Source organism: Microbacterium sp. JAI119 (genome assembly GCF_013410135.1).
Lineage (GTDB): Bacteria > Actinomycetota > Actinomycetes > Actinomycetales > Microbacteriaceae > Microbacterium > Microbacterium oxydans.
The window spans coordinates 173,729-186,547 of record NZ_JACCCK010000002.1; the positions used below are offsets into that span (position 1 = coordinate 173,729).

Genomic DNA, 12,819 nt, shown 5'->3' on the forward strand with positions numbered 1-12,819 from the left:
AGGAGATCGCATGACCACTCTGAATCCCGCTGACACCTCGACCTGGCTGCCCCTGGAGGGACTGGCACCCGGCTTCGACGCCAACAAGGCCCCGCACTCGACCGCGCTGAGCGGCACCGAGGTCACCGTCGTCGACGGTCGCGGCACCCGCATCGTGCATCGCTTCGCCGACTCGACCGTCTCGTGGGAGTACCAGCCGGGAGCGGAGGACGACACCGAGGCCGCGGCGGACACCGACGACTACGAGGCCTTCGAGGTCGACGAACAGCTCTACTTCGTGCAGTTCCACCACCGCTACCTGCCGCACGAGGCCGTCTCGCTCGTCCTCGACCTGCGACAGGGCCGCGCTCTGGCCGTGATCTCCGAGATCCTGCCGGCACCGGAGCAGGGCCGCACCCGCGTGCAGCACCATTTCGCCCCCGGGGCGATCGAGGGCATCGAGCAGAGCGGCGAGGAGGCCGCTCCCACGACGACCCTCATCGGTCGCAGGGTCGAGTGGGTGTACAGCGAAGAGCACGCGTACGAACACGTCTACCTGTCGTCGCACTGGTACTCGTGGCAGTGCCTCGCGGGACCGGAACGCGGCCTCGCCGACACGGATGAGAACAGCGTGTGGCAGATCCGCCCCGGCATCTACGTGTTCGCCTGGCGCGAGAAGGTCATCCCCTGCGCATCCGTGACGATCGCCGACCACCGCGACGTGAACGCGATCCGCTCCCACGGCGTGCTGTTCGGCCTCGACGAGAGCGGGGAGGTGCCGACGCACTTCACGTTCGGCGCCCACGGACGACTGCTCTCCACGACGCTGCACGCGCCGGAGCTCGAGCCCGCGACCTTCGGAGCCGTCTGACATGACCGACGTCGCCGACCTCATCGTCACCGGTTCCGCGATCCGCACGGCCGACCGCGCGAACCCGGTGGTCGAGGCCTTCGCCGTGCGCGACGGCAGGATCATCGCGGTCGGAGCGCGCTCGGACATCGAAGCGCTCCGGGGCCGCAGGACCCGTCTGCTCGAGGTCGGCGACGCGGCCGTGTACCCCGGTTTCGTCGATGTGCACAACCACCACGCGCTCGCCGGGCGCACGGACCTGTTCGAGTTGTCGCTCGCGCCGTCGCTGAGTCTCGATGAGGTGCTCGACCGCGTGCGGGAGAAGGCCGCGGAGCTGCCGCAGGACGCCTGGATCGTCGGCGGCGCGGTGGCGACCACCCTGCTGCCCTCCCTCGCGAACACCGCGAGCCGACGCCGCCTGGACGAGGCGAGCGGCGGGCGCCCGGTGATGCTCATGGAGGATTCCCGCCACAACCGCTGGGTGAGCAGTCGGGCGCTGGAGCTCGCGGGCATCACGGCGGAGCACGTCCCCGAGTCGGGGGTGACCCTGCTCGACCCTGACGACGGCACACCCTCCGGCGTCCTGCTCGAAGCCGCGGGGATCCCGGTGCAGGAGGCGTACGACCGCACGGGCGGGCTCACACCGCAGCAGCACGCCGCGGCCTCCCGACGAGGTGTCGAGATCCTCAACTCCTACGGCGTGACGGCGTTCCAGGATGCAGGGGTCTCGGTGGACATCCTCCGCGCGCTCTCCGACCTCGACCGCGCGGACGACCTGCGCGCCTGGGTCGTGTCATCGCTGCTGATCAACGACGAGATCTTCGGGTTCGACCCGATCGGCGCTCCCCTGCTCGACCGGGGCGAGGAGTTCCGCACCCCGCACCATCGGCCCGATTTCGTCAAGATCTTCCTCGACGGCGTTCCGCCGGCCCGGACCGCCGCCTTCCTCGACCCGTACCCCGCCGACCCGGTGCACGGCGCACACTTCCACGGCGAGACGACCATGACCCTCGACGAGCTCACGAGGTGGCTGCGCGCCGTGGCCGAGCGTGGCCTCGGCGCCAAGGTGCACTGCACGGGGGACGGCTCCGCCCGACTGGTCCTCGACGCCGCGGAGCAGCTGCGCGCAGCAGGCTTCACCACGCCCGTGCAGATCGCGCACGGGCAGTTCCTCGCCGAGTCCGACGTCCCTCGGCTGGCGGAGCTGAACGTCTCGGCCGACATCTCCCCGTTCATCTGGTACCCCGGGGTGATCCCGCAGGCGCTGGCCGACGTGCTCGGTGACCGGGCGGAGCACTCGCAGCCCAACCGCTCTCTCCTCGATGCCGGGGCGCTCGTGGCCGGCGGATCCGACTGGCCGGTGAGCGATTCCCCGAACACGCTGGAGGGGCTGCAGGGCCTGGTGACCAGAGCCGATCCGCTCGGCCGCGCACCGGGACGTCTCTGGCCCGAACAGGCGATCACGGCGCAGGAGGCGCTGGAGGTCTTCACGATCAACGCGGCGACCGCGATGGGCCTCGGAAACGAGACCGGATCCCTCTCCCCCGGCAAATCGGCCGACTTCGTGGTGCTGGCACGCGATGCGATCGCCGGGCCCGCCGACGAGATCGTGCACACCTCGATCGAGTCGACGTGGTTCGCCGGTCGCCGTGTGCACGGGGACTGACCCGCGGATGCGGCGGTCGCGCCGATACGATGAGGCGATGCGACGCTTCCCCTCCTCCGTGTACGGCGTCGGAGAAGAGCCCGACCCGCGGTTCTCGCTCGCCAACGAGCGCACGTTCCTGGCGTGGACCAGGACTGCTCTCGCGCTGATCGCCGGGGGCGTCGCGCTCGAGGTGCTCGGCCTGGATCTGCATCCGGGGTTCCGCCTCGCGGCCTCGCTGCTGCTGATGGTGACCGGTACCGTGGTCGCGCCTCTCGCGTGGTGGGAGTGGATGCGGGCGGAACGCGCGATGCGGCAGTCACGGCCGCTGCCCGGCGCGCTGTCCGCCGTGCTGCTGGCGGCGGTGGTCGTGACGGTCGGGCTGCTGGTGCTCGCCGGCGTGCTGTGGCGTTGATCGGTCAGCGCGGATGATGCGACGTGCCATCGAACCGCAACGACGGTACGACCCCGGACTGCAACCGGAGCGCACCGAACTCGCCTGGCGACGCACCGCCCTCGCGATCGCGATCGGCTCGCTGCTGTCGCTGCGGGTCTTCCCGCTCGTCCTGCCGCCCGTGTTCGGGGCCTGGGGCATCGCACCAGGCGTGATCGGCGTCGGCACCGCATGCGTGCTCTGGATCGCCGCACGACGACGACAGCGCCGCACGACCGCCGTGCTCACAGAGACGGCGGCGGGGCCCCTTCCCGGTGGTTCGCTCCTGCTCGCGCTCACCGTGTTCGGGACCGGCTTCGGCGTGATCGCGGTGGTCCTCGTCGTCGTCGCACAGCTCGCGATGTGACTGGTCGGCACCGACGCCCCCTCAGACGTCGGTGCCGACCGGACCCAGTGCCAGCCGGGCCCGGTGCCGACCTCAGTCGGCGACCGTCAGCACGGCGCGTCCCACCGCGCGCAGCACAGTGGCATCGTGCACGGAACGGGCACCCGGCACGTAGCGCACGCGCTGCAGCGAACCGCCGCGGAACGGATACGACCGGTGCTCTTCGTGCAGCTCCCAGTCGACGGGGCCACCGAAGTCGTAGCCGACGCTGATGCCCGTGAAGGGCGACATCCCGATCAGCATGGACACGTCGTCGATCCGGGCGTCGTCTCGCCCGTCGACCTCGACGCTCGCGCTCCAGCGCAGACCGGGCTGTTCGTCCATGCGCACCACGAGGCGATGCGGACCGGCGCCGAGCAGGGAACCTCGCGCGCGGTGCATGCGTCCGTACGCGTTGTACACGAGCAGCGGGGCGCCGCGGTCGAGCGCGAGCAGGTAGCCGCCGCCCTGGTCGCCGTGCGCCACGATCACCCCTGCGGCGTCGTGGCCGGCCTCGAGATCCACCTCGATCCGGAACGAGCGCAGCACCGTCAGCTTCGCCGCACGGAATCTCTCCAGCGGCGGGCGGAACGGGATCAGGTCGACCGGTGCCGACAACGGCTCCTCGGTGTCGGGTCGCACCCGGAACAGCGCACCCTCGTCGTCCAGCGGGAACACTGTGTTCCGCCATGCCTCGGCATGCCAACGATCTGCGAGTGCGGCGACGACCTCCGGGTGGGCGTGCGCGACGTCGACGGTCTCCGTGGGATCGAGCTCCAGGTCGTACAGTTCCCAGCTCCCGCCTGCCGGTCCTTCGTCCGGTGTGGGGGTCACGGTCGAGAGCGCCTTCCAGCGGCCGTCCACGATCGCTCGCCGCCCCACGCACTCGAAGTACTGCACCTCACGCCCGTCCGCGCGAGGGTTCGCGAGCACATCCACGATGCTGCCGCCGTCCATGTCGAGCGCGGGCACGCCGTTGCGTTCGGCCAGGGCAGGCACCCCGCAGAGTTCCAGCAGCGTGGGCGCGAGGTCGGACACGAACACGAACTGGTCGCGCAGCCCGCCGCGCATCGGTGCATCGGGCCAGGACACGAGCAGAGGCGCGTGCACTCCCCCCTCGTAGGTGGTGGCCTTGAACGAGCGGAACGGGGTGTTGGACACCCGCGCCCACCCTGTGGGGTACTGCCCGAACAGGCGCGGCCCGCCGATGTCGTCCACGTCGCGCGGCACGTCGGTGACCCAGTCCTCGGGCATGCCGCCGTGGCTGCCGAACTGCGCGAAGTAGCTCCGCGTGCCGGTCGGACCGCCCTCCGCCGTCCCCCCGTTGTCGCTGGCGATCACCACGATGGTGTTCTCGCGCTCCCCGCTGCGTTCGAGTCGATCGAGCAGGCGACCGACGCTCTGGTCGATCTCGTCCACGGCCGCCGCGTACACCTCCATGTGCCTCGCGAACAGCCGCCGGTCCTCTTCGGCGAGGTCGTCCCAGGCGGGGATCTGCGCACCGTCGGCTATCGCGTCCGTCGGCAGGTCGGCATGCGCCGGCACGATGCCCCGTTCGCGCTGCCGAGCGAATCGCTCCTCGCGCATCCGGTTCCACCCGGCCTCGTACCGACCGCGGTACTTCGCGATGTCGATGTCCTTCGCCTGGATGGGGCCGTGCACCGAGGTGTGCGCGTAATAGAGGAAGAACGGCTTGTCGGGGTCGTTCACGCGCAGATCGTCGATCATGCCGATCGCCCTGTCCGTGAGCTCGTCCGTCAGGAAGAAGCCGTCGGGGTACTCATGCAGATCGACCACTGCGTTGTCCTGCACGAGCCGGTGCGGGTGATGCAGCGAGGTGAAGCCGTCCATGCTGCCGAAGTACCTGTCGAAGCCGCGCTGCAACGGCCACGTGCGACGGTCGGCTCCGTCGTGCAGGCTCGACTCCAGGGTCAGGTGCCACTTGCCGACCATGAACGTCGCGTATCCCCCTGCCCGCAGCGACTCGGCGAGGGTCGGGGCGTCGGCGGGCAGCTCGCAGCTGAACCCCGGGTAACCGGGATCGACGTGCGCCACGAAGCCGAAGCCCGCACGGTGGGGGTTCAGGCCCGTGAGCAGGGCGGCGCGGGCCGGGGAGCACATCGGAGCGGTGCGGTAGTTCGTGAAGACCCAGCCGTCGGCGGCCAGCGCGTCGATGCGCGGGGTGTCGATCTCACTGCCGAAGGGCCCGAGGTCGCTGAAGCCCAGATCGTCGATCAGCATCACGATCACGTTCGGAGCCCCCGCTCTCGCACGGCGAGGCTCCGGCCACCAGGGCTCGGAGGACGAGGTGAACTCCTCGGCGCGGCCCTGGAACCGTTCGTATCCACGGGCTTCGTACGACACGGACATTCAGCCCGCCTTCCGGATGAGCTCGAAGATGCGGGTGCGCAGCTCGGCGAACACCGGGAGGGCTCGTGTCGTGAGCTGATCACGAGGACCGCTGAAGTCGATCTCGATGATCTCGGTGACCTTCGCGGGGCGTTCGCCGAGCACCACCACACGGTCGGAGAGGTAGACCGCCTCATCGATGTCATGGGTGACGACGACGATCGTCATCCCGAACTGCTCGCGGATGCGCAGGCACAGGTCCTCCAGCTCGAAGCGCGTCTGCGCGTCGACCGAGGCGAAGGGCTCGTCCATCACGAGCACCTCCGGCCGGTAGGCGATCGCCCGCGCGATCGCGACGCGCTGCTGCATGCCGCCGGACAGCTGCCAGGGGAACTTGGACTCCGCACCGGACAGTCCGACGGCGGAGAGGGCGGCGGCGATGCGCTCCTCGCGCTCCGCGGCGGGCAGGCGCAGATGCTTCAACGGCAGGCGCACGTTCTTCTCGACCGTGAGCCAGGGCATCAGCGACCGGGTGTACTCCTGGAACACGAGCGCCATCTCCTCGGGAGGGCCGTCGATGGGGGTCCCGTCGATGGCCGCGCTCCCGGCGGTGATGCTCTGCAGCCCGGTGAGGCACTTCAACAGGGTGGTCTTGCCGATGCCGGAGGGACCGACGATGCAGCACACCTCCCCGGCGTGCACGTCGAAGGTGAGGTCGGCGATCACGGGCACAGGACCCGCCTTCGTCTCGTACGACTTCGCGAGGCCCTGCACGCTCAGGCGCACCGGCGCGGTGACGGTGGTGGTGGTCATGCGTTCTTCTCCTGTTGCTGGGAGGCGATGTACCAGCGCAGCACGCGGCGCCGGAAGAGGGTGAACACGGCGGTCGCGGTGTATCCGATGACGCCGAGGACGAGGATCCCGGCCCACATGTCCGGGATGGCGAAGGACTGCTGCGCGAGCAGGGTCGCCGCTCCGAGCCCCGTCGAGGAGCCGAGCATCTCGCTCGCGATCATGACGACGAACGCCGTGATCAGACTGACCTGCATCCCGGAGAGGATGCGCGGACTCGCAGCGGGGAGCATCACGGAGAACAGCCGCTCGCCGGCGCTCAGCCGGTACACGCGGCTCACCATCTCGAGTGTGGGCTCGCCGGCGCGGACGCCGTCGATCGTCGAGATCAGGATGGGGAACACCGCGGCCAGGGTGATGGAGAGGATGCGTGTCTCGGTGCCGAAACCGATGAGCGAGACGAAGATCGGCACCAGCGCGACCGGCGGGATCGCACGGAAGAAGTGGATGGTCGGCTCGGCGAACCAGCTCAGCGGACGGACGAGGCCCAGCAGCAGCCCCACGAGCACACCGATCACGGTCGCCCGCAGGAAGGACACCACCAGGTTGCCCACGGACGAGGCGATGTCGAGCAGGAAGGCGGGCGTCTGCGCGAGCTGCCAGAGCCGTTGCAGGATCGTCTGCAGCGGCGGGAAGAACGCGTTGGTCGACCCGGCCGAGGCGAACCACCACAGCGCCAGCAGCGCGACGGGCACCGCGATCTCGGCACCGAGCAGAACGCCGCGCGGGAGTCCGTCCTGGCCGCGTCGTCGAGCGAGCCTGGTTCGGGTCTGGATCGACGAGGTGAGGGTCATCACACGACCTGCTTCCGGTATTGCGGATGCCAGTGCAGGAGCGTGCGCTCGCCCCACTGGCTGAGTCCCTGAATCAACAGGCCGAGCACACCGAGGATCAGCACGTACGCGAAGAGCTGCGCCTGGTTGCCGGTGATCTGCGACAGCAGCAGGCTCTGGCCGAGACCCGGCCCTCCCCCGAGGAGTCCTGCCACCACCGCGACCACGAGCGATGTCGGTGCGGCGACCCGCACGGCCGTGCCGATGTAGGGCAGCGCGCTCGGGAGCACGATCCGGCCGAGGATCTCGGCTCTTCCCATGCCGTACGAGCGTCCGGTGGCCCTGGCGACCGGATCGGTGTCGAAGACGCCGGCCGAGGCCTGCACCGCGATCGCGATGAAGCAGCCGAAGAACACCAGGAAGATGCCCATGCTCGCCGTCGGCCCCATGACCAGCACGACGACGGGCAGGATCACGATCGGCGGGATGGGTTTCAGGAACTCCAGCGGCACCCGCGTCGCGTGCATCGCGAGCGGGGACGTGCCGATCGCGACGCCGAGGGCGACACCGACGACGATCGCCAAGACGAGTCCGATGAGGGCCATCGTGAGCGTGTCGCCGAGGGCCGTCCACGTCGCAGGGGTTCCGAGCAGACGGATCGCCTCGCCGATCGCGGCCGTGGCTGCCGGCAGCGGTGACCCGGCGAGCGGCCCGGCGGTCGCCGACCATTCCCAGAGCGCGAGCGCCGAGACGACGCCGGCGGCTCCGATGAGCGGCGGGAGGAGAGAAGAGCGGTTCATGAGCATCATCCGGCGGCGAGGACGACGCCTTCGAGGTCGACCGGAGCCGCGAGGAAGCCGAGGGCGACGAGCTTGTCGTTCACGCGTTCGAGATCCACGGGCGCCACCTCGGCCGGCCAGAACGGCAGCTTGACGTCGTCGACCGTCAGCGTCGAGCCTGTGGCGTCGATCCCGGCCTGGATCGCGTCCTCCGGGTGCTCGTTCGCGTAGGCGTTGCTCTTGGCGACGGCGCGCTGGAAGGCGGCGATGGCATCGGCCTTCGCCGCGATCGTGCTCTCCCCCGCGGTCCACAGCCCCACGGCGCCCTCCTCGAAGAAGCCGACGGACGGCGAGTCGAGCTGCACCGCACCCGCCGCATCCGCCTCCGCGGTGAAGGGACTGACGAGCCCCGCCGCATCGACCGTGCCGCTCTGCAGCGCGGCGACCGCCGAGGTGAAGTCCAGGACGACCCATTCCACCGAGCCGGGGTCGACGCCGGCACGGTCGAGGGCATCGGAGATGACGACTTCGAGCTGCGCCTTGCGCGCGGGGATGGCGATGGTCGCCCCCTTCAGGTCCGCGACCGAGGAGATGCCGCTGGCGGCGGAGGCGAACAGACCGGTGTCGTCGACGGTCGCGGGGTCTTCGGCGTCAGCCGCTCCGGCGACGAATCCGTCCGCCGGTGCGACGACCTTCAGCGGGACGCCGCTGCTGAGTGCGTTCAGCAGCGGGATGCTGGGGGCGTACGCGATGTCGACCTGTCCGCCCTGCGCAGCGGCGAGTCCGGCCGGCGGGTTGGCGACCACCGAGGTCTCCAGCTTCAGCCCCTCCTCCTCGAAGAAGCCCTGCTCCTGTCCCCGTATCAGCGCCCCGTCGGAGACGAGGCCGATGGTCGCGACCTTGAGCGTCGTCAGCTCGCCGTCGCCGCCGGAGGAGGACGCGGGGGCGGAGGTGCAGGCTGCGAGCGCGAGCGTCCCGGCCACCACGAGGGCGCCGGAGGCGCGACGTGCGAGTCTTGTGACGTTCATGAGAACTCCTCTTCGAGTTAGTCACCGGTTGGTGATTTTAAAGATCGTAGTCGCGCTTAGTACTTTGTTGATTACGATCGGGTTACATTAGTCACCGTTTGGTGACTAAAAACAGCAAATGAAGAATCGTGGATGTGAGAGTGCAGGACCGGAGAGGGGGGCGCGATGCCCAAGATCGTCGACCATGAGGAACGCAGGACCCACATCGCCGATGCGGCGACACAGGTGATCATCCGCGTCGGTTTCGACAACCTCACGATGCGCGAGATCGCCACGGAGGCCGGCTACGCGCATGGAGCGATCGCCCGGTACTTCCCCGACAAGAGGAGCGTCCTCACGGCGGCGTTCCTCCGTCTGTACTCGCTCGCCAACGACCGCATCCACGCCCGCATCGAGGGCGTCCGAGGACTCGAGGCTCTGGAGCGGATGTGCAGGGAGATCCTCCCCTACAGCCCGAACGGCCCGCTGTACGCCAAGGTGGTCATCGCGTTCTGGGATCACGCGTCGCAGGACGACGAGGTCACCAGGATCCACCGCGTGAACAACCTGCACTGGCGGGACCTGTTCCGCCAGTGTCTGATCGAGGCCAGGGACGACGGCGAGCTCGCCGACGGCATCGACATCGAGACCGCGGTGAACGAGATCGCGTCGCGCAATGCGGGGTGGCAGATGATCTCGGTGCTGATGCCGGACTCGGCGGGCGACGGGCGGCTGAACGACGGCCTCGACGCGCTGCTGTCGACGCTCCGTCGCCCCTCCGTCCCGCCCGCCCGCTGATCGTATCCGTCGTCCTGCCTTCAGCCTGCGAGGATGAACCGCGCGCCGCGTTCGCCGATCATGGCCGCAGGCGCGTTGGTGTTGCCGGTGGGCACGGTCGGCATGACGGAGGCGTCGACCACACGCAGCCCGTCGATCCCGCGTACCCGGAGCTGCGGATCGACCACGGACTCCTGGTCGCTGCCCATGCGGCAGGTGCCGACCTGGTGGTGGTAGGTGATGGCCGTGCGGCGCACCCAGTCCTCCACATCGTCGTCCGTCACGTCCGGCCCGGGGTACACCTCCACCGCTCCCCACTCCTCGGCGAGCGCAGGCTGTGCGCCGATGCGGCGGCACTGGCGCACGGAGGCGGCGAGGGCGTCGGCATCGCGCTGATCCTCCAGTGCCGCCAGGTCGATGTGCGGCAGGTCGTCGAGGCCGGGACCGGTGAGGCGCAGCTCGCCGCGGCTGTACGGCGTCACCAGGCCCGCCATGAGCGTGAACCCGTCGTCGCCCCGTGGTTCCAGGTCGCCCCACATCGGCACGGAGAAGTGGATGGGCTGCGTGTCCGGCTGCGTGAGGCCGTCGCGGCTGCGCCAGAACAGGTGGCTCTGCGTGACGGACACCCCCGACTGCGGCGGGCCGATGGGCTTCTTCTCGGTCGCGAAGATCACCGGGGAGAGGAGGTGGTCGTGCAGGTTCTTGCCCACAGCGGAGGCGTCGTGCACGACGGGGATGCCGAGCGCACTCAGCTCGTCGGCGGGACCGATGCCCGAGCGCAGCAGGATGACGGGCGTGCCGAGCGCTCCCGCCGACAGGACGATCTCGTCCGCGAACACTTCCTCGGTCTCATCGCCCTCCCCCAGCCGGATGCCGACCGCGCGCCCGTCGCGCACGATCACGGAGTGGACGGCGCGGCCGGTGAGGATCGTCATCCGGTCGGCGACGGGCTGCGCATAGGCCGTCCAGGTGTTGACCCGACGGCCGTCCTTGATCGTGACCTGCTCCTGTGAGACCCCGTCGAGCGTGCCCCCGTTGTAGTTCGGGTTGCGCGGCAGCCCCTCCTCGACGGCGGCGTCGATGATCGAAGCCTGGATGGGCGAGAGCGCATAATCGTCGGTCACGGGCAGCAGGTCGTTCTCGATCGCGTCGTAGATCGGCTCGACCTCGGCCCAGCCCCATCCCGTCGCGCCGGCGGCCTCCCACGCGTCGTAGTCGGAGGCCGCGCCGCGCACCCAGATCATGGCGTTCAGCGCGTGCGAGCCGCCGGTGACCTTGCCGCGAGGGAGATGCAGACGTCGACCGGCCGCGTGCGGCTGCGGCACGGTGAAGAAGTCCCAGTCCTCGGCGGAGTGCCAGAGCTCCCCCGCCCGCGACGGGTCGTGGATGGCCGGATTCGTGTCGTAGCCGCCGGCCTCGACGAGCGTGACGGCGACCCCGGCGTCGGAGAGACGCCGGGCGACGATGGCGCCCGAGGTGCCGGCCCCGACGACGATGGCGGAGCGCACCGCGCCGCTGTTCGCCGCGGTCACGCTCAGGCCTTCCGGCCCGGTCCGGAGACGACCTGGGTGACGGCGACGGACTTGAGTCCCTCGACGCCGAACTCCAGCCCGTAGCCCGAGCTCTTCACACCGCCGAACGGCACCATGGGGTGCAGCCCACCGTGCGAGTTGATCCACACCGTGCCGGACTGCATGCGCGCAGCGACGGCGCGGGCCTCCTCCGGGTCGCTGGCCCACACCGAGGCGCCAAGGCCCACGTCGAGGGCGTTCGCGAGCGCGAAGGCCTCGTCGACGTCGCTGTAGCGGATGACGGGGAGTGCGGGACCGAACTGCTCCTCCTGCACCAGCGCCGCATCGTTGTCGATGTCGGCGACGATGGTGGGCCGGTAGAACAGCTCGCCGAGGTCGGATGCCGGCTCGCCGCCGGTGACGATCCGGGCACCGCGGCTCTTCGCATCGTCGACCAGGCGGCTGACGATGTCGAACTGCGGCCGGTTCTGCAGCGGTCCGAGCACGTTGCCCTCGTCGAGTCCGTTGCCCATCGGCACCTGCTCGGCGATCGCGGCGAGTGCGTCCACGACCTCGTCGTAGACGGAGTCGTGCACGTAGAGGCGCTTCATGGCTGCGCAGGTCTGTCCGGTGTTGATGAACGCCCCCCAGAAGAGGTCTTCGGCGATGGCCGACGCGTCCGTGCCGGGAAGCACGATGCCCGCGTCGTTGCCGCCCAGCTCCAGCGTGAGGCGGGCGAGGTTGCCTGCGGAGCTCTCGATGATGCGGCGACCGGTCGCTGTCGAGCCGGTGAACATGATCTTGGCGATGTCGGGGTGTGACGCGAGGCGAGCGCCCACCTCACGGTCTCCGGAGACGCCGAGCAGCACATTCTCCGGCAGCACCTCGTTCATCACCGCGATCATCGCGAGCACGCTCAGCGGGGTGTACTCGCTGGGCTTCGCGACGACCGTGTTGCCCATCCGCAGCGACGGCCCGATCTGCCAGATCGTGATCATGAGCGGCCAGTTCCACGGCCCGATGGCTCCGACGACACCAGCCGCCTTGTAGACGAGCTCGGCGTGCAGCGTCTCGTCGTCGACGAGCACCTGCGACTCGAGCACGGTGCTGGCATTGGTGCGCAGCCATGCCGAGCAGGCACCGAGCTCGAACCGCGCGTTCGGGCCGTTGAGCGGCTTCCCCTGCTCGCGCGACAGGAGGTAGGCCAGACCCTCGGCGTTCGCATCGATCGCGTCGGCCGCGGCCAGGAGCAGTTCGCTCCGTTTCTCGTGACCGAGCGCCTCCCACGCGGGCTGCGCAGCCTTCGCACGGGCGATCGCGTCGTCGAGGTCGTCCACGGCGGCGACGGGTGCACGGCCGATGACCTCGCGGGTCGCAGCATCGGGGATCTCACGGCCCTCGCCTTCCGGCGCCTGGATGCGGTCGAGCAGCGCGGCGGCTGCGGAAGCTGCGGAATCGGACATCGGTGTCTCTCCTTCG

General features: G+C 69.9%; 12 protein-coding genes. 5 read left to right on the forward strand and 7 right to left on the reverse strand.

The annotated features are described in order from the left end of the window. Positions 1-10 precede the first annotated feature (10 nt). From HDC31_RS11675 to HDC31_RS11690, 4 genes are read left to right on the forward strand one after another with little or no spacing between them, the layout of a single operon-like run. Positions 11-850, forward strand: a complete 840-nt coding sequence (locus HDC31_RS11675; protein WP_113681441.1) for a molybdenum cofactor biosynthesis F family protein — start codon at positions 11-13, stop codon at positions 848-850. A 1-nt stretch (position 851) separates the two neighbouring features. Next, positions 852-2,495 carry an amidohydrolase gene (locus HDC31_RS11680; RefSeq protein WP_141370193.1) on the forward strand — a complete coding sequence of 548 codons (1,644 nt, stop codon included), beginning with the start codon at positions 852-854 and terminating at the stop codon, positions 2,493-2,495. 37 nt (positions 2,496-2,532) lie between these two features. Continuing rightward, the gene (locus HDC31_RS11685; RefSeq protein ID WP_127011929.1) at positions 2,533-2,889 is read left to right on the forward strand and encodes a YidH family protein; all 357 of its coding nucleotides are present in this window, start codon (positions 2,533-2,535) and stop codon (positions 2,887-2,889) included. A gap of 13 nt (positions 2,890-2,902) precedes the next feature. Then, on the forward strand, positions 2,903-3,274 hold the full coding sequence (locus tag HDC31_RS11690; RefSeq protein WP_227751372.1) for a DUF202 domain-containing protein: 372 nt from the start codon (positions 2,903-2,905) through the stop codon (positions 3,272-3,274). A gap of 72 nt (positions 3,275-3,346) precedes the next feature. Here HDC31_RS11690 and HDC31_RS11695 read toward each other — a convergent pair whose 3' ends face one another. The 5 genes from HDC31_RS11695 to HDC31_RS11715 are packed head-to-tail and all read right to left on the reverse strand — an operon-like array spanning position 3,347 to position 9,073. Next, positions 3,347-5,662, reverse strand: a complete 2,316-nt coding sequence (locus tag HDC31_RS11695; RefSeq protein WP_058632466.1) for an arylsulfatase — start codon at positions 5,660-5,662, stop codon at positions 3,347-3,349. After that, entirely contained in the window at positions 5,663-6,454 is a 792-nt protein-coding gene (locus HDC31_RS11700) for an ABC transporter ATP-binding protein (protein WP_082108700.1), read from the reverse strand. Beyond that, positions 6,451-7,287: an ABC transporter permease gene (locus HDC31_RS11705; protein WP_113681440.1), complete on the reverse strand. Its 837-nt coding sequence runs from the start codon at positions 7,285-7,287 to the stop codon at positions 6,451-6,453. The genes HDC31_RS11700 and HDC31_RS11705 overlap by 4 nt, the downstream gene beginning before the upstream one ends. Beyond that, on the reverse strand, positions 7,287-8,066 hold the full coding sequence (locus HDC31_RS11710) for an ABC transporter permease (protein WP_113681442.1): 780 nt from the start codon (positions 8,064-8,066) through the stop codon (positions 7,287-7,289). The genes HDC31_RS11705 and HDC31_RS11710 overlap by 1 nt, the downstream gene beginning before the upstream one ends. Positions 8,067-8,071: 5 nt before the next feature. Further along, a complete protein-coding gene (locus HDC31_RS11715) occupies positions 8,072-9,073 on the reverse strand; it encodes an ABC transporter substrate-binding protein (RefSeq protein WP_113681439.1) in 1,002 nt (333 codons plus the stop codon). Positions 9,074-9,238: 165 nt separating this feature from the next. Here HDC31_RS11715 and HDC31_RS11720 point away from each other — a divergent pair, with 165 nt between their 5' ends. Next, entirely contained in the window at positions 9,239-9,850 is a 612-nt protein-coding gene (locus tag HDC31_RS11720) for a TetR/AcrR family transcriptional regulator (RefSeq protein ID WP_046748880.1), read from the forward strand. Between the two features lie 20 nt (positions 9,851-9,870). Here HDC31_RS11720 and HDC31_RS11725 read toward each other — a convergent pair whose 3' ends face one another. Together HDC31_RS11725 and HDC31_RS11730 are read right to left on the reverse strand one after the other, a co-directional pair. Beyond that, complete coding sequence (locus HDC31_RS11725; RefSeq protein ID WP_179516128.1) at positions 9,871-11,361, reverse strand: FAD-dependent oxidoreductase; 1,491 nt, start codon at positions 11,359-11,361, stop codon at positions 9,871-9,873. Positions 11,362-11,363: 2 nt separating this feature from the next. Then, on the reverse strand, positions 11,364-12,803 hold the full coding sequence (locus HDC31_RS11730; RefSeq protein WP_058632468.1) for an aldehyde dehydrogenase family protein: 1,440 nt from the start codon (positions 12,801-12,803) through the stop codon (positions 11,364-11,366). Between the last annotated feature and the right edge of the window lie 16 nt (positions 12,804-12,819).